Origin of the sequence: Ruegeria atlantica (assembly GCF_947495585.1) — a bacterium.
In the GTDB taxonomy this organism is placed as follows: Bacteria; Pseudomonadota; Alphaproteobacteria; order Rhodobacterales; family Rhodobacteraceae; genus Ruegeria; species Ruegeria atlantica_G.
Map to the genome: position 1 here is coordinate 238,644 of NZ_CANLZK010000001.1, position 21,841 is coordinate 260,484.

The window sequence follows — 21,841 nt, forward strand, 5'->3', positions numbered from 1 at the left end:
ACACAGATCGCTTTACGTCACTCGTTTTCTTCGGACGCTACATTGTTATGAGTGAAGTCGTGGCCGCGAACGATTTGGGACACGTACAATTCGGTATTTGGCCTGACCAATCCAAGGCGTGGAGGCTGCCGTTGAATAAAACAAATGCAACCATATCTGGGCGTTTGTTCACAACGCTGCAGCGGTTCCCTGCGCAAGTTCGAGCAATCGAAGAGGCCGGCGCCCCGGCGATCACTCTGGACAGCAGCGCGAGATAGAGTACACCCCATGCAAGGCCTGCGGGCGCTTGCGGAAATTTTGAAGAGGCAGGACAAATGAGCTTTGACTATGATCTGTTCGTAATCGGCGGAGGCTCAGGTGGGGTCCGGGCCGCACGTGTGGCAGCTGGTGAGAACGGTGCCAAGGTGGGGCTGGCCGAAGAAGACCGTTACGGCGGCACCTGTGTCATCCGGGGCTGTGTACCCAAGAAACTGATGGTCTTCGCCAGCGAGTTTTCTGGTATGGTCGGTGATGCGCAAGCCTATGGCTGGGACATTCAGGCCGGTGCTTTGAACTGGGATACTTTTCACGGCAAGCTGGTGACTGAACTGGACCGGCTTGAAGGCATCTACCGCAATATCCTGAAAAACAACGGCGTCGAAAGCTTTGATCAGCGGGCGACCGTTGTGGATCCACATACGGTCGAATTGGCGGATGGGACACGCAAGACAGCCAAGCACATCCTGATCGCTACAGGCGGTCGTCCGGTCGTGCCCGAGTTCCCGGGATCGGACTTGGCGATCACGTCGAACGAAATCTTCCACCTTGAAAAACTGCCCCAGAGCATTCTGATTGTCGGTGGCGGCTACATCGCCAGCGAGTTTGCAGGGATCATGAATGGGATGGGCGTCAAAACCACTCAGTTCTATCGCGGTGCGCAAATTCTGCGAGGATTCGACGAAGAAGCACGTGGCCTGATCTGTGAAGAGATGCGCCAGAACGGCATCGATGTTCGTTTGGGCACCAACGTGCTGGAAATGACAAAAGAAGGCGACAAGATCCGCGTCAAGGCCACCGATGGCACCGAGGATCAGTTCGACGTGGTCATGTACGCCACCGGGCGTGCCCCGAATGCGGATAACCTGGGCCTCGAGGCGCTGGGCGTGGAACGTGGCCGCAAAGGTGAGATCGTGGTGGATGAGTACAGCCAGACTGGCGTACCCTCGATCTATGCCATCGGCGACGTGACCGACCGCGTGAACCTGACACCCGTCGCGATCCGCGAGGGGATGGCCTTTGTCGAAACCGTGTTCAAAGGCAACCCGACGCCTGTGGATCATGACCTGATCCCGACCGCGATCTTCACCCAACCGGAATTCGGAACGGTAGGCCTAAGCGAAGAAGAAGGCGCGGCACAGGAACCGATTGAGGTTTACGCGACATCGTTCAAACCAATGCAAAAAGCCTTTGCCGGTGGAACGCAGCGCGTGCTGATGAAGCTGATCGTCAGCCAGGCGACCCGTAAGGTTCTGGGCTGCCACATCGTCGCGCCGGGCGCGGGTGAGATGATCCAGCTGGCTGGCATTGCCGTAAAAATGGGCGCAACCAAGGAAGATTTCGACCGCACGGTTGCCGTTCATCCGGTGATGGCAGAGGAATTGGTAACAATGCGGCAACCTGTGCGCACTGCTTGATTTGCAACCGCGCGCACACAAGTTACAAGGGAACCCGTGATCACACGGTCCAACACAAGGGAATAGATACATATGGCGGGCAATAGCGGCGGCCCCTGGGGGGGCGGAGGCTCATCGGGCGGCGGAGGAAATCGGGGTGACAACGGTGATGGGCGCAAGCCCCCCGAAGGCGATGGTCCGCAGATCCCCGAGATTGATGAGCTGATGAAGAAAGGCCAGGAACAGCTGCGCGTCCTTATGGGCGGCCGCGGCGGTTCAGGCCGAGGTGGCAACGGTCAGGGCTCTGGCGGCGGTGGCCCCATCTTCACAAAAGGTACGGTTCTTATTGGTGTCGTCGTCGCGGCGGTATTGTGGGGGGCGGCCAGTTTTTACACGGTCAAGCCCGAAGAACAGTCGGTTGAGTTGTTCCTCGGCGAATTCTCGGCCGTCGGAAATCCGGGTCTAAACTTTGCGCCGTGGCCTTTCGTTACCGCCGAAGTCATCCCGGTCACCCGTGAACAGAACGAAGATATGGGCGGCGCGCGCGGCAGCGATGATGGCTTGATGCTGACCGGCGACGAAAACGTGGTCGATATCGACTATCAAGTCGTCTGGAACATCAACGACCCTGCGAAGTTCCTGTTCAACTTGCGTGATCCGCGCCAAACGATCCGTGCGGTGTCGGAATCAGCGATGCGCGAGATTATCGCTCAAAGCGAGCTTGCACCGATCCTGAACCGGGATCGTGGTGTTATCGCGGATCGCTTGCAGGAACTGATCCAGTCCACAATGGACAGCTATGATTCAGGGATCAACATTGTCCGCGTGAACTTTGACAAAGCCGACCCGCCTCAGGATGTGATCGCCGCCTTCCGCGACGTTCAAGCTGCTGCGCAGGAACGGGACCGGTTGCAGAACGTAGCCGATGCCTATGCGAACAAGGTGTTGGCAGAAGCGCGCGGCGAAGCTGCGCAGGTTCTGGAAGAGGCAGAAGGATATCGTGCCCAACAGATCAACAGTGCGCGGGGTGAAGCCAGCCGCTTTAGCGCAGTTCTGGAAGAATACTCCAAAGCACCCGATGTGACGCGTAAGCGTCTGTATCTGGAGCGAATGGAGCAGATTCTGGGTGACGTTGACAAAATCATTCTGGACCAGAACTCATCCGGGCAAGGGCAGGGTGTTGTGCCCTATCTGCCGCTGAACGAGCTGCGTCGTAGCCCAGCCGGGGAGAGCAACTGATGCGTAAATCACCCATTATCCTCATTCTTGTCGTGATCCTTGGCGTCGTTGGCCTGTCTTCGATCTTCATCGTGGATGAACGTGAACGCGCGCTGGTCCTGCAATTTGGTCGTGTCGTCGCGGTCAAGGAAGACCCCGGATTGGCGTTCAAAATCCCGGTGATTCAAGAAGTTGTCCGCTATGACGACCGTATCCTGTCTATTGACGTACAGCCCCTTGAGGTGACCCCTCTGGACGATCGGCGTCTGGTTGTCGATGCATTCGCACGTTACCGGATTTCAGATCTGAATCAGTTCCGTCAGGCCGTTGGTGTCGGTGGTATCCCGGTTGCCGAGGATCGTCTGGATCGTATTTTGCGGGCCGAAACCCGCGAAGTTCTGGGCTCGGTTTCGTCCCGTGACATCCTGAGCTCGGACCGTGCGGCACTGATGCTGCGCATCCGAAACAGCGCGATTGCCGAAGCACAGGCGCTGGGCGTGACTGTAATCGACGTGCGTTTGAAGGCGACCGACTTGCCACAGGCCAACCTTGAGGCGACCTTCGATCGCATGAAGGCCGAGCGGGAACGTGAAGCAACAGACGAACGTGCCCGTGGTAACGAGGCGGCGCAGCGTGTGCGTGCGCAAGCTGACCGGACCGTGGTCGAACTGGTGTCAGATGCCCGTCGTGAAGCCGAAATCACCCGTGGTGTAGCGGACGCCGAACGTAACGCGATCTTTGCGGAAGCCTATGGCGCGGACCCGGAGTTCTTTGAATTCTACCGTTCGTTGACCGCGTATGAGAACGCGTTGCAGGGCGGCAATAGCTCGTTGGTTCTGAGCCCGGATTCCGAGTTCTTCAACTACCTCGGTTCGCCAACCGGACGGCAAGCTCCGGCTGCTGCGGCCTCCGAATAATGGGGCTGATCCTTCTGGCTTTCGGGCTGGTATTGATTGTAGAGGGGCTGGCTTATGCGCTGGCCCCTTCGCTTATTGAGCGCATGTTAGAGGCATTGCGGTCACTGCCCGAGCAGGCGCGGCGGCTGGCCGGTTTGCTGAGCGTAGTCAGTGGCTTTATCCTGCTATGGGGGGCTTATCAGGTTGGGTTTTGATGCGGTGACCTCACTTGCAGGTGATTTCCCCGCGATCCCGAGTTGCGGGCAAGGACAAACCGACTACATTGGTTCCTGAGAAGATTTGCCCGAGGGCAGTTTTACAAGACTTGTTGACAAGGAGTTCCCAAGTGCAGGCACAAGCACGCAGTATTGCAGTCCGGCGGGACGAGGGTGTTGGTTTCATGCGGCTGATGTGGCTGGCCATTGCGGGGATGATTCTTGTTCTGGCCCAAGCCGTCGCAGCACAGGCGCGGAGCGAAAGCTTGGCGCCGCTGGCAGAAAAGATCAGCCCGGCCGTGGTCAACATTACCACCTCGACGTTGATCGAAGGCCAGACCGGCCCGCAGGGCATTGTGCCCGAAGGGTCGCCCTTCGAGGATTTCTTCCGCGATTTTCAGGACCGGAACGGTGATGATGAAAATCGCCCGCGCCGCAGCAACGCGCTGGGTTCGGGGTTCGTGATTTCCGAAGACGGCTACATCGTCACCAACAATCACGTGATCGCCGAGGCCGATGAAATCCTGGTGGAGTTCTTCCCCGGTGATGGACAGCCGCCTGAAGAACTGCCTGCCAAGGTGATCGGCACGGACGAGAAAACCGATATTGCGCTGCTGAAGGTCGAGGCCCCGGGACCGCTGCAATACGTGCAATTTGGCGACAGTGACATCGCCCGCGTCGGTGATTGGGTTATTGCCATGGGCAACCCTTTGGGGCAGGGCTTCTCGGTTTCGGCCGGGATCGTTTCGGCCCGCAACAGGGCGCTGAGCGGTTCTTATGACGACTACATCCAGACCGACGCTGCAATCAACCGGGGCAACTCGGGCGGCCCGCTGTTCAACATGAATGGCGAAGTGATTGGTGTGAACACCGCGATTCTGTCGCCCAACGGCGGCTCGATCGGGATCGGCTTTTCAATGGCGTCCAACGTCGTGGTCAAGGTGGTCGATCAACTGCGCGAATTCGGCGAAACCCGCCGTGGTTGGCTGGGCGTTCGTATTCAGGACGTGACCGAGGACATGGCCGAGGCAATGGGGTTGGCCAAGCCGGGCGGCGCGCTGATCAGCGATGTTCCGGATGGGCCGGCCAAGGATGCTGGGCTGCTGGCCGGTGACGTGATCCTCAGCTTTGATGGGGTCGAGGTCGAAGATACACGCGGTCTTGTGCGTCAGGTCGGTGAGACGACCGTAGGCAAAGCCGTGCGCGTTGTCGTGCATCGCGATGGCGGCACACAGACCGTTCTGGTTACTCTGGGACGTCGTGAGGATGCTGAGCGGGCCGAGCAAGGCGACGAGGAAACCTCTGAGGCTCCTACGGAAGAGAATGCTGACATTCTTGGTCTGACCATTTCGCCGCTGACGGACACGCTACGCACGGATCTTGGTCTGGAAGAAGACGCTGAGGGGCTGGTTGTGACCGAAGTGGATGAAGCCTCTGAAGCGTTTTCCAAAGGGCTGCGCGCCGGCGATCTGATCACTGAGGCTGGACAGCAAAAGGTGACGTCGATTGAAGATCTGGAAGCACGCATGGAAGAAGCGCGTGAGGCCGGGCGTAAATCGCTGTTGTTGCTTGTACGACGCGGTGGCGACCCCCGCTTTGTGGCGCTGAGTTTGGGCGAGTAACGCACCACATCAAACGTTGTGACAAGGCCGGGGCAATGCCTCGGCCTTTTCCGTTCCACGTGGCGCTGAAAGTAAGTGAGCCACACGCCGGGGAGGCGCATGGCTCTGGTACAGGGAGAGGCCAGTGGACAGATATCGGGGATGATTCTCTGGCCCCCTACGGTAACAACTAAGACATTAGCTATTTTGGCATGCGCCGTATGTGAAGGAGGTCACAAGGTCAGATTAAGTCGGATTCGGCCAGTTCTTTTAGGGCGTTAAAGTCCTGGATCATCAACCCGCCTCGGGATGCCTCGACAACATTGTCGCGTTTCCAAGTGGAAATCGTCTTGGATACAGCCTCGCGCGTGGCACCGACGAACTCGGCCAATTCGCTTTGGGACAGGGTGATGCGCATGGCGGGGTCGTCCTGAAGGGCAGACAGATGCAGCAATTTGCGCGCCAGACGAATGGGCATCGGCAAGAACACTTGTTCGTTTAGCTGTGACCCCATCCAGCGCATGCGCAGGCCCGCCAGACGGATCATGTCGACGGCAAGATCGGGGTGCTGGCGGATCTGGTCCATCACGTCGCTGCGGCGCACGCGCAGCACGCTAGATGGCTCGGCCGCTGCTATTGTGGCGGTCCGCGGCCCGCTGTCGAACAACGCAATTTCGCCAAACACTTCGCCCGGCTTCATAAGGGTCAAAGACAGCTTGCGCCCGCTCATCGCAAGGAATGAAACCTCGAGCGTACCTTCAGAAATCACATACAGCGCATCGCCTTCGTCCCCCTGCTCAAACAGCACCTGGCCTTGATCCAAGGAAATCTCGGTCGCGAGTGCCGAAAGCATAGCCCTGAGTCGGTCTGATGCCTCGGACAGGAATCCGCTGTTTGGGAGTGCCTTCATGTGGTTGAGGGGTCTCCGGCTGCTGGTGTTGAGTGGTGCCCCAATGTTCCACAGCCGGGCTATTATTCCAAGGTTTTTATTGGTTTGCCTGATTGTGCGCTGTGTGACGGCTCAATATGAAAGCAAACGCTTAAGCTGCGCGCCGATTATCAGTGTTCGCCTATTGGTGGTCTGGATCATCCATGTAGCGTTGCAACAGACTGAACTGAAGCATCAGGAACGCCATCAGCGCGATCGGAAAGGCGAAAGTTTCAATTTTGACCCACAGGTCCGTCGACATGGTTCGCCAGACAAATTCATTGGCAACGGCCAGAACCGCAAAGCAGCCGCACAACCGGCGGGTCAGGATCATCCAGCCCTCATGGCGCATCGGCAGCATATCTTCGAGGACATAGGCCAGGTAGGATTTCCCTTGCAGAAGGCCAATTCCAAGGATGACCGAGAAAAAACCGTAAACCAGCGTGGTTTTCATCTTGAAGAACCGCTCATCATTGAACCAGGCGGTCAGGCCCCCAAAGAAGATGACCATGAAGGCGGTGAATATCTGCATCCGGCTCAGTTTGCCGGTCAGGACCCAGAGGATGCCCATGGCGGCCAGCATCAGCGGGACGAAGATGATCGTCGCAATGATAAAGCCTGAATATTCAATGCCTCCGATCAGGAAACTGTCGTCACGCAGACGTAGGTAGATGAAGAAAAAGGCCAGTGGCGGCCCAAGCTCTAACGCTTGTTTCAGAAATGGATTGATTTCTTTTTTGCCTGGCATGTCGGTTTCCTGATTTTTACCCGCCCATTTCAACTATTACGGCGCCCAATGCAATCAATGCCATCAGCGCGACCCGTCTTGGCCCCACAGTTTCTTTTAACACCAGCCACCCGATAAGCGCCGCGAAGACTGTCGAGGTTTCTCGCAGAACGGCGGCTTCGCCGACCTTGTCCAGACGGGTGGCCAGCATGATTGCTCCGAAGGACATAGGGGCGATGATGCCTCCGGCCAAGCCCCGCAACATCAATGGTCCAACGGCCGGGCGGTTGATCATGGCGCGCCATCTGAAGAAGGCGTAAATCGGCATCGCAAAACCGTCGATCATGAAAAACCACGCCAGAAAGGTGAACGGGTCGGCGGTGGCCCGGATACCATAGGCGTCATAAGTGGTGTAGAGCGCGACAAACAGGCCGGTTGCGATGGCCAGTACCAGGGCGATGCCCAGCGTTTCCCGGTTGGTTTCCAGAAAACGCAAATTATAGGCGGCCAGGCCGAAGATACCGGCCAGCAGGACCAAAACGCCAAACCATTGAATCCCGGTAAAGGTCTCGCCAAAGAGCAGATAGGCGCCGATGACCGTGAATAGGGGGCCAGTGCCGCGTACGACAGGGTAGACGACAGTGTATGAACCCTTTGTATAGGCCATGGCCTGAAGGACCTTGTAGGCGATGTGGATCACCCAGACCACGGCGAAGATGGACCACATGTAGGGTTCAGGCCACGGCACCACGAAAAAGGCAAAAGGGGCGGCCATCAGGCAATAGCAGGCGTCGATTGCCCCTCGGGACAGCCAGGGATCGTGGCGGCCCTTCTGCAGCGCGCCAAATACAGCATGCAGGAAGGCGGCCATCAGAGCGAGGCCAAGAGCCAGCTGATGGCCCGCTTCGGTGCCTTCGAGAGAAATCAGCCAGTCGCTCAAATGTCAGTCTTTTCGCTGGGTGGAGAGGCTGGGGGTTTTCCACCCCCAGCCCCCCGGAGGATATTTGGGGCCAGATAGAGGGGGGATCAGGTTTGGTCCAGGCCAGTGAGGGCGGCGGCGAACTCTTCGGGGTCGAAGGGGGCGAGGTCGTCGATCTGTTCTCCGACGCCGATGGCATGGATTGGCAGGCCGAACTTGTCAGCCAGTGCAACCAATACGCCACCTTTGGCGGTGCCGTCGAGTTTGGTCATCACCAGCCCTGACACGTCAGCGAGGTCGCGGAATGTCCGGACCTGGCTTAGCGCGTTCTGGCCCGTGGTGGCGTCCAGCACCAGCAGCGTGTTGTGCGGGGCGGTCTCGTCGATTTTGCGGATCACGCGGACGATCTTGGCCAGTTCCTCCATCAGATCCGATCGGTTTTGCAGGCGCCCGGCCGTGTCGATCATCAGCAGGTCTGCACTGTCTTGCTGCGCGCGGGTCAGGGCGTCGAAAGCCAATGAGGCCGGGTCTGACCCTTCGGGTGCGGTCAGCACCGGCACACCGGCGCGGTCGCCCCAGACTTGTAGCTGCTCGACGGCGGCTGCGCGGAAGGTGTCCCCGGCGGCGATGACGACCTTTTTGCCCGCGGCTTTGAACTGGCTGGCCAGCTTACCGATGGTTGTGGTTTTGCCGGACCCGTTGACGCCAACGACCAGCACGACCTGCGGGCGCTTGGGGTAGATGGGCAGAGGCTTGGCAACCGGTTCCATCACACGGGCGACTTCCTGGGCGAGCAATTGCTTGATCTCTTGCGTGGAGAGTTTCCGGCCCAATCGCCCCTCGGCCATGTTGGATGTGACCCGCAAAGCGGTGTCGACGCCCATATCCGAGGCGATCAGCAGTTCCTCTAGCTGCTCAAGCATATCGTCGTCCAACGTACGACGGATGACGGCCTTGGCTTCGTTCCGGCCAAACAGGCGTCCCAACACCCCTTTGGATGGCGCGGCCTCAGGCGGGGGCGGAGCAGGGGTTGGGTCGACCGGTGCGGGTTCAGGTGTTTCGACCGGCTGTGGCACAGGGGCGGGTTCAGGTGTCTCTGGCACCGGCTGTGGAACTTCGGGAACCGGTACCGGCTGCGGCTCAGGCTCGGGGATAACTGGATCGGGGGCGGTCGTTTCCTCGCCACCGTCTTCGACGATGGCATCCAGCCCCTGTTCGAGGCGGGACGAGGATTTGAACAGCTTGTCCTTGAGCTTTGAGAAAAACGCCATTTTTAGTCTCCGCAGGTGTTCCTCTCACCTAATGCGGATTTGCGGCAGTTGCAAAGGGTCACAAAAACGCAATCAACAGCCCCGCTTGCGCGCCCCAGTATAGGATCCAGATCATATAGGGCGTGATGCGTAGCGCCGGATGGCCGTCAGGCAGCAGAAACTTTTCAGTCGCCAGTATCAGGTCCGACGCGATGAAGGCGAGTGCGGCGGGCAGGGCCCAGCGTAACGCGCCCGCCTCGGGCAAGGCGAGGACCGTAATGCCCATGCCAAGGATGATCGGGATATAGCCCAGAACCGGTATCTTGAGGTCACCGGCGCGGGGGGCGAGCAGGGTTGCAGCAACGATCCCGAGGATGATCAGCGACCAAAAGATGCCGGGCTTGTCGAAGATCAGAGCGGTGTCGCTGGATGGGTGGCTGAGGAACAGAGCGATATAGGCCAGGTGGCCTGCTGCAAATGCACCGATCCCTGCCATGAAGGTCGAGTCCGTCTCGCGTGATAAAAGCGCGTCGCCCAACGCGCACAGGACTAGCGCAAGAGTCAGTAGCATAGGTGCACTACTTAAGACAGCAACCAGAGCCAGTATCGCGACAGAGGCCGTCTTGAAGAGGGATCGCAGGGGGCTGGCCGGGCGCGGTGACATCGGCAAATAGGCCAGCGCGCTGGCGGCAGCGATCCAGAAAAGAACGGTTGTCATCAAATGTCCCCCATATGGTTTTTTCAGCAGCATCACCGGGATCGCCATTACAACTCAAGCGGTGACGTCAAGGCAGCCGGTTGTGGGGAATTGTCTGTTGGCGATGCAGACCGGCATCTGCCAGAATGTTCCCATGCTCGGGCGTATTGCGATTCTTCTGACACTTTCTGCGCAGACGGCAGCGGCTCAGTCAGCTTTGTCTGGGGCTGAGTTCGACAGCTATACGCGCGGAAAAACCATGTTCTATGGGTTTCAGGGTACGGTGTACGGCGTCGAACGTTATTTGTCCAATCGCCGCGTGATCTGGTCTTTTCTGGACGGCAATTGCAAAGAGGGTGTCTGGTACGAACAAGCGCGCCAGATCTGCTTTGTCTACGAAGACCGGATTGACCCGCAATGCTGGGTCTTTACCAAGTCTGACGGGGGCTTGATCGCCCTGTTCGAGGGCAACTCGGACGCAACCGAGCTGTACGAGGCCGAGGACATCAATGAAGAAATGGTTTGTCTCGGCCCCGAAGCCGGGGTCTGAAGGCGCATTCGGCTAGAATAGCGAGCCCTGGTCCGGTGCATCTTTCTTTGCTGACTTCTTAGGTTCCGCCGGTGAAGTCGTGGGCTGGCCCGTGTTCAGCAGACCATCTGCGAATTCGATCTCGAATGCGTTGTGTTTTGACGCCTGTTTCTTGGTTGTCAGAACCTCGCCTTCGGCTCGGACAACAGCGTAGCCACGCTGCAACGTCGCCTTGTAGCTAAGTGTTTCACGCAGGCGGTCGGCGGCGTCCAGCTGTTGCCGCATCCGATCCAGGCGCGTGGTTTGCGCCGCGTTCATACGGTCGGCCAACCTGTTGATATTCTGCTTCTGTTGTTCGATCTCTCGGTGGATCGGACGCAGGGACAAACGGGATGACAGGTTGCGTAAGGCCTCGTTTCTGGTCGAAACAAGGTTGCGCAACGTCGACGGGCGCAGATGTGCGGACAGTTCGACCACCTGCAAACGCCGGTTCTGGACGCCGCGATTCAGTGCGGGCGCCAGTCGATCTGCAATCAAATCAAGTCGTTGGCGTGGGGTGTTCAACAGGCTTTCCGGGCGCGGCAACGCGCGGGACAGATCACGAAGCCGTTGAGAGCGTCTTTGAACCGCATCCGTCGCGGCACGAGACAAACGCGCGCCTTGCTCACCCGTCCAGGCCAGAAGTTCCATTCGAACCGGCACCGCAAGCTCGGCCGCGGCGGTCGGTGTTGGCGCGCGGCGGTCCGATACAAAGTCGATCAGCGTCGTATCTGTTTCGTGACCAACGGCTGAAATCAGTGGAATGCCCGAAGCGGCCGTCGCACGCGCGACAATTTCTTCGTTAAAGCCCCAAAGATCCTCGATCGACCCGCCGCCCCGGGCGACAATGATCAGGTCGGGGCGGGGCAGTGAACCGCCAGGTGTCAGCTTGTTGAACCCTTCGATGGCCCGCGCAACCTCGGGCGCGCAGTTGGAGCCCTGTACAGCGACGGGCCAGATCAGCACCTTGCGCGGGAAGCGATCTCGCAGGCGGTGCAGGATGTCCCGGATCACAGCACCAGATGGTGAGGTCACCACGCCAATGATCTGCGGCAGGTACGGCAGAGGCTTTTTCCGTTCGGGCGCAAACAGACCTTCAGCCTCGAGCTGTTTCTTGCGCTTTTCCAGCAAGGCCATAAGTGCGCCTTGCCCGGCGACCGCGACCTCATCGACGTTCAGGTTGTATTTCGATTGCGCGCCAAAGGCCGTCAGACGACCGGTGACGACAACCTCAAGACCTTCTTCCGGCACCACGGATAGGCCCGAAACCTGACCTTTCCAGGTGGTGCAGGCCAAAACGTTCCGGTCGTCCTTGATGTCATAGTACAGATGCCCCGAACGCGCCGTAAACACGCGTCCGACTTCACCGCGCACACGGATTCGCCCAAACGTGCCTTCGAGCGTGCGTTTCACCTCACCCGAGATGTCCGAAACGGTATATTCTGGTGTGTTTTGGCCCGGGATCGGGTCATCAAGCAGGTCGGACATTTCAGCGCCTTGTGTCAAATGCCCGGCCAGCTTAGAACGCCCGGAAGGCGAGGCCAAGCAGATCGGAGACCTTAATGAACATCCTTATTCTCGGCAGCGGCGGGCGCGAACACAGCCTCGCCTGGGCGGTGATGCAAAACCCCAAATGTGACCGTCTGATTGTGGCGCCGGGAAATGCCGGAATTGCACAAATTGCCGATTGCGCGGCGCTGGATATCGAAAATGGCGGCGCCGTCGTCAGTTTTGCCGAAGAGAATGCGATTGATTTCGTGATTGTCGGCCCCGAGGCGCCGCTGGCTGCCGGTGTTGCAGATCGTCTGCGCGAGGCAGGCGTGTTGGTCTTTGGTCCGTCTGCGGATGCGGCGCAACTGGAAGCTTCGAAGAGTTTCACCAAAGAAGTTTGCGACGCGTCGAATGCGCCCACGGCAGCCTATGCAAGGTTCATCGAGGCCGAGCCTGCCAAAAACTACATCCGCGAACAAGGCGCGCCGATTGTGGTTAAGGCTGATGGTTTGGCCGCCGGTAAAGGCGTGATCGTGGCGATGGACGACCAGACCGCGCTCGACGCTATCGACGATATGTTCGGAGGGGCATTCGGCGGCGCGGGTGCCGAGGTCGTTATCGAAGAGTTTATGGAAGGCGAAGAGGCATCTTTGTTCGTGCTGTGTGATGGTGAGGACATCCTGTCCATCGGCACCGCGCAGGACCACAAACGCGTGGGAGAAGGCGACACGGGCCTGAACACGGGCGGTATGGGGGCGTATTCCCCAGCCCCGGTCCTGAGCGCCGAGATCGAGGCGCGCGCGATGGAAGAGATCGTGCGCCCGACCATGGCCGAAATGAAGCGCCGGGGCATGCCATTTCAAGGCGTTTTGTATGCGGGGTTGATGATCAAGGATGGCCAACCGAGGTTGGTCGAATACAACGTCCGCTTTGGTGACCCGGAATGCCAGGTTCTGATGATGCGGCTTGGTGCCCAGGTTCTGGACCTGCTTCATGCCGCGGCTGAGGGTCGTTTGAGCGAAACGCAGGTTAACTGGGCCGACGATCATGCGATCACTGTTGTGATGGCGGCACAGGGGTATCCGGGTTCATACGTAAAAGGATCTGCGATCAAGGGCTTGGATGCGCTACCAGAAGACAGCAGCAACATGATCTTTCACGCTGGCACCAAGGCCGTTGATGGGCAGGTTCAAGCCGCAGGCGGGCGCGTGCTGAATGTGACCTCGCGCGGGAATACACTGCAAGAGGCGCGCGACCGGGCCTATGCGATGGTTGAAGGTGTGGATTGGCCCGAAGGCTTTTACCGCCGCGATATCGGCTGGCGAGCTCTTTGAGTGGTTAGTAGGACAGGGGGCTTTGCCCCCTCGGCCTGCGGCCTCACCCCCAGGATATTTTTGGCCAGATGAAGTGGCGGATCAGCACTTGAGTGCGTTGTTCAGGCTTTTGTGGCCGGTAAACGCGCCGAGGTCGCGGGTGGTCCAGTCGTTTTCGTAAGTGACGCTGATGACGCGTGTCCAGTTGCCGTTGGCGAGGATCAGTTCCGGAGTGCCGCCGCAATCGCGTAGACCGCCGGAGATGAAATCTTCTCCAATGCGGTGATTGGTGAGATTGGGCAGCGATGCGATTTCGGTCAGTTTGCCGTCTGCAAACCGCCAGATGCGCAGGGTTTTGGCCAAGTGAGGGCGATCGACATAGGCGATCTCGACGTTGCCGTCGCCATCCATGTCGGCCGCTCCGACCGGAGCGAGCCAGCGAAAGCGGGTTCCGATGTAGGGCGTAGCGGCGATCAGGCCGCCGCCATTGTAGATTGCAAGCCGTGCACCTTTATCACGATGGCTTTCAACCACCAGAGCTTCGCGACGACCATCGTTGTCAATATCAATCAGGCGCGGTCGGATATCTTCGAAAACGCGCTCTTTTGGCAGCCGGATTGTGTATTTCGCCCATTCCGGCGCATATTGCAGGATCAGGGCGCCGTATTCAATCTGATCACCGAGTACCCCGTGCGGGTATCGCGCAGTGGGTTCGGAGTACTCTGCCGAACCTAGCGGTTCATACTGCCATGGCTGCTGAGATCTTGTCTGGCTCGGACAGATTCCAATTGCGATCGCGGCAGCCGCGATCGCTTTGAAAAGCATCAGATCTGCTTTTCCGGCATCTGAACAACCAGCCCGTCCAATTCGTCAGTGACCTTGATCTGGCAGGTCAGGCGCGAGCGGGCCGGGTCGGGTTCAAAAGCGAAATCCAACATGTCCTCTTCCATGTCGTCCTTGGCCGGAACCTTTTCGACCCAGTCGGGGTGGATATAGACATGGCAGGTCGAACAGGCGCAGGCGCCACCGCAATCGGCCTCGATGCCGGGGATATTGTTGTCACGGGCCCCTTCCATGACGGTCAGGCCGCTGGCGACTTCGACTGTATGTTCGGTACCGCCGTGCTCGACATAGGTGATCTTTGCCATTGCGTGCGTCTTCCTCTTTCGCTTGTCGAATTCTTCCATAGTGAAGGCATTTAGGTCTTTCCAGCCTCATTTGCGACTCGTCACGCCGTCTATGGACTTTCCTTGCGTATGTTCTATTTTTGTTCTCATGATTGTGTTGCCTACCCGCCCTATATCTACGAACCGGAACTGGCCGCGGCCGCCCGCGTGTCTGCCCGCCAATCGGTTGAACGACCCGCCCGAGGGCGCGCTGGTGGCGGTCGCGGGGCTGGTGATCCTGCGGCAGAGGCCCGGGACGGCCAAGGGGGTGATCTTTGTCACGCTCGAGGATGAGACCGGTATCGTGAACGTGGTGGTCTGGCGCAAGATCTATGAACGTTTCCGCCGGGCGGTGATCTCGGGGCGGCTGCTGCGGGTCACGGGCCGGATGCAGCGGGCGCATTCGGTGACCCATGTGATCGCGGAAGAGGTCGAGGATATCTCAGGCATGCTGGATGTGTTGGTGCGGGGGGGAGGGTAGGTCGTTAGCGGCAAACGGGTCCATTACCGCGGCGTGCTGTGTCAAAGTGGAAGTGCCCTTTGTGATAGCGGTCGGCGTCAGGACCCAGCACAGTGCCAAACAGACCGCAGGCACCAGCGTGCAGCTCGTACATAACATCGATCGTATCTTCCGCTGTCCATCCGTCGCGTACGGTGATCACGGTGCCATCCATGAGTATGAAGGACGAAATATCAATTGCGCGACCCCGGGCATGTTCCGATATCCGAGCGCGAGGCTGATTGTTTTGCGTCTTGCAGGCATAATGGCCAGAAAGACGTAGCCCTTTCAGGCCGCCGCCTTGATCAGCAAAGGCCGGTTTGGCCGAATTCTCCAGCCATGTCTTTAGTGTGACGGCCGTTTCGCAATCCATCAGGGCAAACTGACTGAGGAAAACGTCAGAAACCATGCGGATGCGCACCGGTTCCACAATACCGCATCCCCGGTACTTTCCCCTAAATGACTTTTGGGCCTCGCCCAGAATAGTCCAATCACCACACACTGCGCCGCGATCGCGCATCCGTTCGCGACCGACCTCGATCTGACGGAATTTGCAAGGCCGCACCCGCGGTCTGGGGGATACAATCAGTTCTCGCTTGTGGGGAGCCGTTACCGTGCTTTCCTCTATGGGTACGTCCAGATCAGCGGGCGGTTCGTAGGCCGCGAGTTCGTGTGGTTGAGTCTGCGAAGGGTCCTCGCACTCCGGTGTGGCACTTGCCATATTAGCGCATAATATAAACAGAGGAATAAAAACTCGCATAAAGTAACTCGTTCCCTTTCAGGTCTGACCGATTGTATCACGACCGGCCACGATACATCTATTGAGGCGCGTATCGGGCGGGTTTTGCAATATCCTTTTCTCTTTAAAGCAAGAATTTAGCAGGGAATTCCATTCGCTTGAATAAATTGCTTTGCGTTTGCTTGCCCCCGTTGCCTGCGGGCGTGTAGCCGGTGCTTTCGGTGACGCATGGGATTGCGGAAGAGGTCGAGGATATTTCAGGCATGCTGGATGTTTGGTTCGCGAGAAGCTGTGCGAACTGGCAGAAAAGATGCCCTAAAAATCAAATATTTGCATTTTTAGGGCAAGTTGCAGAAACTGATGGACACAAGGCATTAAGATCGATGAACATTGAGCACCGCAATTGGTCCGAGGATTCACGTGGCAAACTATTCCTACATAGGTTACTCGCCTGACGTCATATCGGTGACGTTTTTTGGTTTTGGTACAGTCACTCTGTCACCAACCTACGATCCCAGCACAGACCGGCGCGTATTCAATGTTGAAGACGAACCCGGGCCACCGCCGCTTATCAACGGTGACCCTGACAATGGTACGGATTTCAATGGTGACCGATTCAACAACGAAATCGGGGATGACCTGACCCAACAAGGTCTTGTTACAGATCTGGACGGCAATCCCATTTCCGGCCTTACCGAAAACGGGAACATCTATCTTGAAGAGTCCTATGCGCTTTCAGATCCCGATGGCGGTACAATCACCGTATACAGGGTTGAAGTGGACGGCGCTCTTGCGGGTTACATAACCTCTGAACCGTTGGTACCAGGTGTTGCTTACGACTCTACCCCATCAAATGTGACACCGGACAATGCGCCGGATACGACAGACCCGGATGCAATCGTTGACGTCCCTTGTTTCGTTCAGGGCACATTGATCGGGACGCCGTCTGGTGAAAAGGCTGTTGAAACGCTTGAGGTCGGCGATCTGGTTTTGACCGCTGAGGGGCAGGCTAAAGAGATCAAGTGGATCGGATCACGGTCGGTTGATGTCTCACGTGCTGATAAATGCCATCTGAAGCCCGTTAGAATTGCCAAAGGGGCATTGGGCCAAGGATTGCCAGCATCCGATCTTTTTGTGTCGCCCAATCACCGGATACTTGTTTCTGCCACCGGGCTAGAATTGCTTTTTGAGGATGCGGACGTTCTGGTACCCGCGAAGTTCCTGTTAGATCTGCCGGGGGTTGAGGTTGTCTCGGATTCTTGCCGTGTCGTCTATTACCACTTTATTTTCGACAAGCACGAGATTGTGGTGTCAAACGGCGCATATACGGAAAGTCTGTTTCCAGGGGATATCGCGTTAAAGGGCATGGCGCATGAAGCGCAATTGGAACTCGCTGAAATCTTCCCTGACATTTTTGAAAGCTTGCCGTGGGGGTACGGACCAACTGCAGCGAAGGTCCTCAGAAAACACGAAGCTGCAATGGTGATTTCGCAATACATGCAGTAGGTGTTCAAGTCGTTTCACCGCTTGAACAAAACCCCCTGTGATTGCTTGTCCCGATGTTCTCCACGTAACTCGGCATGTAGCGCGCGTCCGGCTTTAACGCCTGGGCGGGCGGCGACCGTTTCGAGCCAGCGGGTAAAGTGGGGTTTATCGTCTAGAACCTGCTGCTGACCCTCCCACAGGCTGGCCCAGACCCAGATTGACATGTCGGCGATGGAATAGAAATCGCCAGCGACGTATTCGTTTTCAGACAGCCGACGATCCAGCACCCCATAAAGGCGCGTAACCTCTGACCGGTATCGGTCTTTGGGGTAGGGCAGGTCCTGTGGCGGGTCCAGTTGCGGCGCGTATTTCAGGAAATGATGCGCCTGACCAGCCATCGGGCCGACGCCGCCCATCTGCCACATCAGCCATTCCTCGACCGCGATCCGGTCACGCTCGGTGTTGCCGTAAAAGCGACCTGTCTTGCGGGCGAGATACATCAGGATCGCTCCGCTTTCGAACACCGAGATAGGTGCGCCATCCGGGCCGTCCGGGTCAACGATGGCAGGCATCCGGTTGTTGGGCGCAATTTTCAGGAACTCGGGGTCGAACTGATCACCCTTGCCGATATTGATCAGGTGGGTGGTGTAGGGAAGGTCCATCTCTTCCAAAGCGATGGATGCCTTCCAGCCATTCGGCGTGGGCCAGAAATACAGATCGATCATGGTGCCTCCTCAGGTTGAGGCGATCATGCGGTATTCTGCGCAATCGGCAAGAGGCGGTTACGAAAGCGTGACACAGGGCAACCGGGCTTGACGGCCAAGTACACGCGGCGTATTTGCATCGCAGAAGCTACGTGGCGATTTGTTACCGGATTGCGGGCCACGCTAAACAACACCGCTAAAAGGTCAGGATGAAAGGCCCCTTTCGCTTGACCGCGTCTGGGGTTTTTTTGATGCCCTTGCCAGACAAGGGTCGAGAGGAATGAGATGAGCGAGAGCTGGAACAAACGCACCCAAGCCGTCCATGGCGGCATCCGTCGCAGCCAATACAACGAAGTCAGCGAAGCAATTTTTCTGACACAGGGCTTTGTCTATGAGACAGCCGAACAAGCCGAGGCGCGGTTCATCGAATCCGGCCCGGATGAGTTCATTTATGCCCGCTATGGCAACCCGACCGTTTCGATGTTCGAACAGCGCATCGCGGCGCTGGAAGGTGGCGAGGACGCGTTTGCCACAGCATCCGGCATGGCTGCGGTGAACGCGGCGCTGACCTCGATGTTGCAGGCTGGCGACCATGTGGTGTCGGCCAAGGCATTGTTCGGGTCCTGTCTGTATATCCTCGAAAACATCCTTTCCCGTTATGGTGTGGACGTCACTTTTGTTGATGGCACCGATCTGGACGCCTGGAAGGCGGCGATCCGCCCTGAGACCAAGGCGGTTTTCTTTGAATCGATGTCAAACCCGACGCTTGAGGTCATTGATATCGAGGCGGTTGCCAAACTGGCCCATGCGGTTGGCGCGCTTGTCATCGTGGACAATGTGTTTTCCACACCGGTTTTTTCGCGCGCGATCGAACAGGGGGCGGATGTCGTGGTCTATTCCGCGACCAAACATATCGACGGGCAGGGGCGTGCTTTGGGCGGTGTCATCATTGGTACCAAGGATTTCATCCGGGGAACGGTTGAGCCCTATCTGAAACATACCGGTGGAGCGCTGAGCCCGTTTAACGCCTGGGTCATGCTGAAAGGTCTGGAGACGATGGCGCTGCGCGTTAACGCTCAGGCAGAGACGGCACAGACCATTGCCGAAGCGCTTGAGGGGCATCCGGCGCTGGAACGGACGCTTTATCCGGGTCTGAGAACCCATGCGCAAAACGCATTGGTCCAAGCCCAGCTGGGCGGCAAAGGCGGAACTGTTCTGTCGCTGGACATCAAGGGCGGCAAGGACGCGGCGTTTGCGTTCCTGAACGCGCTGACGATCCCTGTCATCTCGAACAATCTGGGCGATGCCAAGTCAATCGCAACACACCCCGCAACGACGACGCACCAGCGTTTGAGCGACGATCAGAAGGACGAATTGGGCATTACACCGGGCCTGATCCGCTTTTCCGTAGGATTGGAGGATGCGGGCGATCTGCTTGCAGACATCAAGCATGCGCTGGACGTGTCGCAACGTTAACTAACGGCAGCGGTTTACTGACAACCGGGTCGAAACTAGGTGAAAATGACGTAAGTCATGCGATTTTCGCCGAATTTCGATCCGGGCTGTGTTTTTCAGCGTATAAAGCTACACTGGAAAGCAAGCCGAATACAAACAAGGTTCGGCGACCAACCGAGGAACCCGATCGATGAACGTGCACCCCCGCGACATTGAGGACACGCCCGACAATGACGAAGCCGCAGCCGCTCTGAAGACGCTGCGCAAATGGGCCGAGTCCGCAACCGAGGCCGAGATCAGCCAGCTCGACCCGGCGATTGCGCGCCTTGTGCCTGGTCTGGTGCCCGTGAATTATCCGTCCCTGTCGCGCGAATACCCTGATGGGTTCACGGTCGACAGCGCGTATCGTGCGACCTTGCCGGACCTGCAGAATGGCCCGTCCAGCTTGATCCGGGGAGCAAAGCAACAAATCCAGCATGTTGGTATCTCGAACTTCCGCCTGCCGATCCGCTTTCATCGCAAGCGCGGCGATGACTTGACGCTTGAGACCTCGGTGACCGGGACTGTCAGTCTGGATGCCGAAAAGAAGGGCATCAACATGTCCCGGATCATGCGCTCGTTTTACAAACACGCCGAGCGTACTTTCAGCTTTGAAGTCATGGAGGCCGCGCTGGATGACTATATGACCGATCTGGACAGCTTTGACGCCCGTATCCAGATGCGGTTTTCCTATCCCGACCGTGTGCAAAGCCTGCGGTCCGGTTTGGAAGGGTACCAGTATTACGACATCGCACTTGAGCTGGTTGAACAGGGCGGAGTGCGCCAGAAGATCATGCATCTGGACTATGTCTATTCCTCAACATGTCCCTGTTCGCTGGAACTCAGCGAGCACGCACGCGCAACACGTGGACAGCTGGCCACACCGCATTCGCAACGTTCAGTGGCGCGGATATCTGTTGTGGTCGACTGCGACACGGATTGCCTGTGGTTCGAGGATCTGATTGCCTTGTGCCGCCGTGCCGTTCCGACAGAAACGCAGGTGATGGTCAAACGCGAGGATGAACAGGCATTTGCCGAGCTTAACGCGGCCAATCCGATCTTTGTCGAAGACGCCGCCCGGCTGTTCTGTGCCGAATTGCTGGCCGATCACCATATCGGCGATTTCCGCGTGGTCGCAAGCCATCAGGAAAGCCTGCACAGCCACGATGCGGTGTCGGTTCTGACCGAAGGTCCGACCTTTGTGTCACCCAGCCTGGACCCGCGGCTGTTCACCACCCTATTCCACGTCGGGTAGACGGGGCGGGGTGGATCAATAAAGTATCACTTTTAGACTAAGAGCGGTTTTCCGCCGCAGCGCGGCAATTCGTGCTGCATTTGCACGGTCCTTCAAGTAACACTGGTGTGGAATGCAGCCGTGGCAGGCGAATTTCTGTTCGTGCGTCTGCCACTCTGAAAGGAAGCTGAGACGTGCGACGCTCAGGACTTCGTGACTGCTTGATCCGCCCGAAAAATCGGGACGGGCAGCTCAATTCGCTCTTTTGCAGGCTGCATCGCTTTCAGAGGAGAACTAAAGTATGAATCCAATTTCCCAACCGCTGGAATTTCAGGCTGCGGCCATCCGAATGGCCGGCTATGCGGTTAGCAACCAAATGAAAATTATGCAGATTTTGACCCGTTCGGCGATGGAGCTGCCGTTTGTGTCGGTTAGTGCTTTGCACGCGTCGGCTGCTGCTCCGGCCGCGGCTGCACCTTCGGCAAAACCCGCGCCGAAGGCCAAATCGGTTACCAAGGCAAAACCTGCGGTGGTGGCCAAGCCCAAGCCTGTAGCCCGCAAGAAAGCCGCCGCAAAACCTAAGGTCGAATCACCCAAGCCGACCGCGCCCAAAACGGTGGCTGCTGTAACCAAACCCACTCCGGTGGCAGCCAAATCGACCGAAGTTGCAGAAAAGCCTACCGCCAATCCTGCCGTCGCCAAAGGGCAGCCAGCGGCCAAACCCGCAGCGGCAGCCAAACCAAAGCCTGCCGTTGATAGAAAAACACCTGCGCCAAAACCGGCAGCGGTTGCCAAGCCGAAACCTGTGGCAGCAAACACCACTGCGCCTAAGACCCCGGCCAAACCAGCCGCACCCAAGCCGGTCGCGGCGCAGCCTGCGCCTGCAATAGCCGTTGCCGCAAAGCCCGAGGTGGCACAGGCAACTCCGGCGCGTCGCCCGCGCGCCCCGTCTAATCCGCCCGCGATGCCAACAACGGCCCGCAAAACGGACGGGTAAAACCCGACACCGGCTTGACACAGTCGTGCAGGCGCGCCAACGCTGCGC

General features: G+C 58.1%; 22 protein-coding genes and 1 riboswitch. Of the genes, 12 read left to right on the forward strand and 10 right to left on the reverse strand.

The genetic code is table 11. From position 1 onward, the window contains the following. Positions 1-314 precede the first annotated feature (314 nt). The 5 genes from gor (at position 315) to QMP16_RS01205 (ending at position 5,603) form a co-directional block, all read left to right on the forward strand. Positions 315-1,673, forward strand: a complete 1,359-nt coding sequence (gene gor / locus QMP16_RS01185; protein ID WP_282150923.1) for a glutathione-disulfide reductase — start codon at positions 315-317, stop codon at positions 1,671-1,673. A gap of 72 nt (positions 1,674-1,745) precedes the next feature. Beyond that, positions 1,746-2,891: an FtsH protease activity modulator HflK gene (gene hflK, locus QMP16_RS01190; protein WP_108858948.1), complete on the forward strand. Its 1,146-nt coding sequence runs from the start codon at positions 1,746-1,748 to the stop codon at positions 2,889-2,891. Continuing rightward, positions 2,891-3,787 carry a protease modulator HflC gene (gene hflC, locus QMP16_RS01195; protein ID WP_282118761.1) on the forward strand — a complete coding sequence of 299 codons (897 nt, stop codon included), beginning with the start codon at positions 2,891-2,893 and terminating at the stop codon, positions 3,785-3,787. Before hflK ends, hflC begins: the two co-directional genes overlap by 1 nt. Next, positions 3,787-3,981 (forward strand): DUF2065 domain-containing protein, encoded by a 195-nt coding sequence (locus QMP16_RS01200; RefSeq protein ID WP_113788722.1) that lies wholly within the window; start codon positions 3,787-3,789, stop codon positions 3,979-3,981. The genes hflC and QMP16_RS01200 overlap by 1 nt, the downstream gene beginning before the upstream one ends. Positions 3,982-4,166: 185 nt before the next feature. Continuing rightward, the gene (locus QMP16_RS01205) at positions 4,167-5,603 is read left to right on the forward strand and encodes a DegQ family serine endoprotease (RefSeq protein ID WP_282151566.1); all 1,437 of its coding nucleotides are present in this window, start codon (positions 4,167-4,169) and stop codon (positions 5,601-5,603) included. A gap of 220 nt (positions 5,604-5,823) precedes the next feature. Here QMP16_RS01205 and QMP16_RS01210 read toward each other — a convergent pair whose 3' ends face one another. From QMP16_RS01210 to QMP16_RS01230, 5 genes are all read right to left on the reverse strand, one after another. After that, positions 5,824-6,492, reverse strand: a complete 669-nt coding sequence (locus tag QMP16_RS01210) for a Crp/Fnr family transcriptional regulator (protein ID WP_058274845.1) — start codon at positions 6,490-6,492, stop codon at positions 5,824-5,826. A 160-nt stretch (positions 6,493-6,652) separates the two neighbouring features. Then, complete coding sequence (locus tag QMP16_RS01215; RefSeq protein WP_058274883.1) at positions 6,653-7,258, reverse strand: inner membrane-spanning protein YciB; 606 nt, start codon at positions 7,256-7,258, stop codon at positions 6,653-6,655. 16 nt (positions 7,259-7,274) lie between these two features. Next, on the reverse strand, positions 7,275-8,177 hold the full coding sequence (locus tag QMP16_RS01220) for a DMT family transporter (RefSeq protein WP_282150924.1): 903 nt from the start codon (positions 8,175-8,177) through the stop codon (positions 7,275-7,277). 86 nt (positions 8,178-8,263) lie between these two features. Continuing rightward, a complete protein-coding gene (ftsY, locus tag QMP16_RS01225; RefSeq protein ID WP_282150925.1) occupies positions 8,264-9,427 on the reverse strand; it encodes a signal recognition particle-docking protein FtsY in 1,164 nt (387 codons plus the stop codon). A 58-nt stretch (positions 9,428-9,485) separates the two neighbouring features. Then, positions 9,486-10,124, reverse strand: a complete 639-nt coding sequence (locus tag QMP16_RS01230) for a lysoplasmalogenase (RefSeq protein ID WP_282150926.1) — start codon at positions 10,122-10,124, stop codon at positions 9,486-9,488. 133 nt (positions 10,125-10,257) lie between these two features. On the opposite strand from QMP16_RS01230, the gene QMP16_RS01235 reads away from it, so the two are divergent. Beyond that, positions 10,258-10,653: a hypothetical protein gene (locus QMP16_RS01235; protein WP_282150927.1), complete on the forward strand. Its 396-nt coding sequence runs from the start codon at positions 10,258-10,260 to the stop codon at positions 10,651-10,653. 12 nt (positions 10,654-10,665) lie between these two features. Here the strand turns inward: QMP16_RS01235 and xseA are convergent, their stop codons facing one another. Next, positions 10,666-12,159 carry an exodeoxyribonuclease VII large subunit gene (gene xseA, locus QMP16_RS01240; protein ID WP_282150928.1) on the reverse strand — a complete coding sequence of 498 codons (1,494 nt, stop codon included), beginning with the start codon at positions 12,157-12,159 and terminating at the stop codon, positions 10,666-10,668. 74 nt (positions 12,160-12,233) lie between these two features. On the opposite strand from xseA, the gene purD reads away from it, so the two are divergent. Continuing rightward, positions 12,234-13,496, forward strand: coding sequence for a phosphoribosylamine--glycine ligase (purD, locus tag QMP16_RS01245; RefSeq protein ID WP_282150929.1), 1,263 nt, complete (start codon positions 12,234-12,236; stop codon positions 13,494-13,496). 81 nt (positions 13,497-13,577) lie between these two features. On the opposite strand, the gene QMP16_RS01250 is transcribed toward purD, so the two are convergent. Next, a complete protein-coding gene (locus QMP16_RS01250; protein WP_282150930.1) occupies positions 13,578-14,300 on the reverse strand; it encodes an FG-GAP repeat domain-containing protein in 723 nt (240 codons plus the stop codon). Continuing rightward, entirely contained in the window at positions 14,300-14,623 is a 324-nt protein-coding gene (locus QMP16_RS01255) for a 2Fe-2S iron-sulfur cluster-binding protein (protein ID WP_058273927.1), read from the reverse strand. Before QMP16_RS01255 ends, QMP16_RS01250 begins: the two co-directional genes overlap by 1 nt. Positions 14,624-14,750: 127 nt before the next feature. Here QMP16_RS01255 and QMP16_RS01260 point away from each other — a divergent pair, with 127 nt between their 5' ends. Beyond that, positions 14,751-15,122: an OB-fold nucleic acid binding domain-containing protein gene (locus QMP16_RS01260; protein WP_282151567.1), complete on the forward strand. Its 372-nt coding sequence runs from the start codon at positions 14,751-14,753 to the stop codon at positions 15,120-15,122. Between the two features lie 4 nt (positions 15,123-15,126). On the opposite strand, the gene QMP16_RS01265 is transcribed toward QMP16_RS01260, so the two are convergent. Further along, entirely contained in the window at positions 15,127-15,660 is a 534-nt protein-coding gene (locus QMP16_RS01265; RefSeq protein WP_282150931.1) for an extensin-like domain-containing protein, read from the reverse strand. A gap of 639 nt (positions 15,661-16,299) precedes the next feature. Between QMP16_RS01265 and QMP16_RS01270 the strand changes: the two genes are divergently transcribed. Continuing rightward, positions 16,300-17,385 (forward strand): Hint domain-containing protein, encoded by a 1,086-nt coding sequence (locus QMP16_RS01270; RefSeq protein ID WP_282150932.1) that lies wholly within the window; start codon positions 16,300-16,302, stop codon positions 17,383-17,385. A gap of 14 nt (positions 17,386-17,399) precedes the next feature. On the opposite strand, the gene QMP16_RS01275 is transcribed toward QMP16_RS01270, so the two are convergent. Further along, positions 17,400-18,089, reverse strand: a complete 690-nt coding sequence (locus QMP16_RS01275; RefSeq protein WP_282150933.1) for a glutathione S-transferase N-terminal domain-containing protein — start codon at positions 18,087-18,089, stop codon at positions 17,400-17,402. Positions 18,090-18,210: 121 nt separating this feature from the next. After that, positions 18,211-18,288: riboswitch (SAM riboswitch) on the forward strand. Positions 18,289-18,353: 65 nt separating this feature from the next. On the opposite strand from QMP16_RS01275, the gene metZ reads away from it, so the two are divergent. From metZ to QMP16_RS01290, 3 genes are all read left to right on the forward strand, one after another. Beyond that, entirely contained in the window at positions 18,354-19,544 is a 1,191-nt protein-coding gene (metZ, locus tag QMP16_RS01280) for an O-succinylhomoserine sulfhydrylase (RefSeq protein ID WP_282150934.1), read from the forward strand. Between the two features lie 169 nt (positions 19,545-19,713). Next, on the forward strand, positions 19,714-20,817 hold the full coding sequence (folE2, locus tag QMP16_RS01285; RefSeq protein WP_282150935.1) for a GTP cyclohydrolase FolE2: 1,104 nt from the start codon (positions 19,714-19,716) through the stop codon (positions 20,815-20,817). Between the two features lie 280 nt (positions 20,818-21,097). Continuing rightward, positions 21,098-21,793: a hypothetical protein gene (locus QMP16_RS01290; RefSeq protein WP_282150936.1), complete on the forward strand. Its 696-nt coding sequence runs from the start codon at positions 21,098-21,100 to the stop codon at positions 21,791-21,793. Positions 21,794-21,841 lie beyond the last annotated feature (48 nt).

Coding starts and splice junctions, on each gene's coding strand:
- gor (WP_282150923.1), top strand. CDS start 315: ATGAGCTTTGACTATGATCTGTTCGTAATCGGCGGAGGCTCAGGTGGG.
- hflK (WP_108858948.1), top strand. CDS start 1,746: ATGGCGGGCAATAGCGGCGGCCCCTGGGGGGGCGGAGGCTCATCGGGC.
- hflC (WP_282118761.1), top strand. CDS start 2,891: ATGCGTAAATCACCCATTATCCTCATTCTTGTCGTGATCCTTGGCGTC.
- QMP16_RS01200 (WP_113788722.1), top strand. CDS start 3,787: ATGGGGCTGATCCTTCTGGCTTTCGGGCTGGTATTGATTGTAGAGGGG.
- QMP16_RS01205 (WP_282151566.1), top strand. CDS start 4,167: ATGCGGCTGATGTGGCTGGCCATTGCGGGGATGATTCTTGTTCTGGCC.
- QMP16_RS01210 (WP_058274845.1), bottom strand. CDS start 6,492: ATGAAGGCACTCCCAAACAGCGGATTCCTGTCCGAGGCATCAGACCGA.
- QMP16_RS01215 (WP_058274883.1), bottom strand. CDS start 7,258: ATGCCAGGCAAAAAAGAAATCAATCCATTTCTGAAACAAGCGTTAGAG.
- ftsY (WP_282150925.1), bottom strand. CDS start 9,427: ATGGCGTTTTTCTCAAAGCTCAAGGACAAGCTGTTCAAATCCTCGTCC.
- QMP16_RS01230 (WP_282150926.1), bottom strand. CDS start 10,124: ATGACAACCGTTCTTTTCTGGATCGCTGCCGCCAGCGCGCTGGCCTAT.
- QMP16_RS01235 (WP_282150927.1), top strand. CDS start 10,258: ATGCTCGGGCGTATTGCGATTCTTCTGACACTTTCTGCGCAGACGGCA.
- xseA (WP_282150928.1), bottom strand. CDS start 12,159: ATGTCCGACCTGCTTGATGACCCGATCCCGGGCCAAAACACACCAGAA.
- purD (WP_282150929.1), top strand. CDS start 12,234: ATGAACATCCTTATTCTCGGCAGCGGCGGGCGCGAACACAGCCTCGCC.
- QMP16_RS01250 (WP_282150930.1), bottom strand. CDS start 14,300: ATGCTTTTCAAAGCGATCGCGGCTGCCGCGATCGCAATTGGAATCTGT.
- QMP16_RS01255 (WP_058273927.1), bottom strand. CDS start 14,623: ATGGCAAAGATCACCTATGTCGAGCACGGCGGTACCGAACATACAGTC.
- QMP16_RS01260 (WP_282151567.1), top strand. CDS start 14,751: ATGATTGTGTTGCCTACCCGCCCTATATCTACGAACCGGAACTGGCCG.
- QMP16_RS01265 (WP_282150931.1), bottom strand. CDS start 15,660: ATGCGCGATCGCGGCGCAGTGTGTGGTGATTGGACTATTCTGGGCGAG.
- QMP16_RS01275 (WP_282150933.1), bottom strand. CDS start 18,089: ATGATCGATCTGTATTTCTGGCCCACGCCGAATGGCTGGAAGGCATCC.
- metZ (WP_282150934.1), top strand. CDS start 18,354: ATGAGCGAGAGCTGGAACAAACGCACCCAAGCCGTCCATGGCGGCATC.
- folE2 (WP_282150935.1), top strand. CDS start 19,714: ATGAACGTGCACCCCCGCGACATTGAGGACACGCCCGACAATGACGAA.
- QMP16_RS01290 (WP_282150936.1), top strand. CDS start 21,098: ATGAATCCAATTTCCCAACCGCTGGAATTTCAGGCTGCGGCCATCCGA.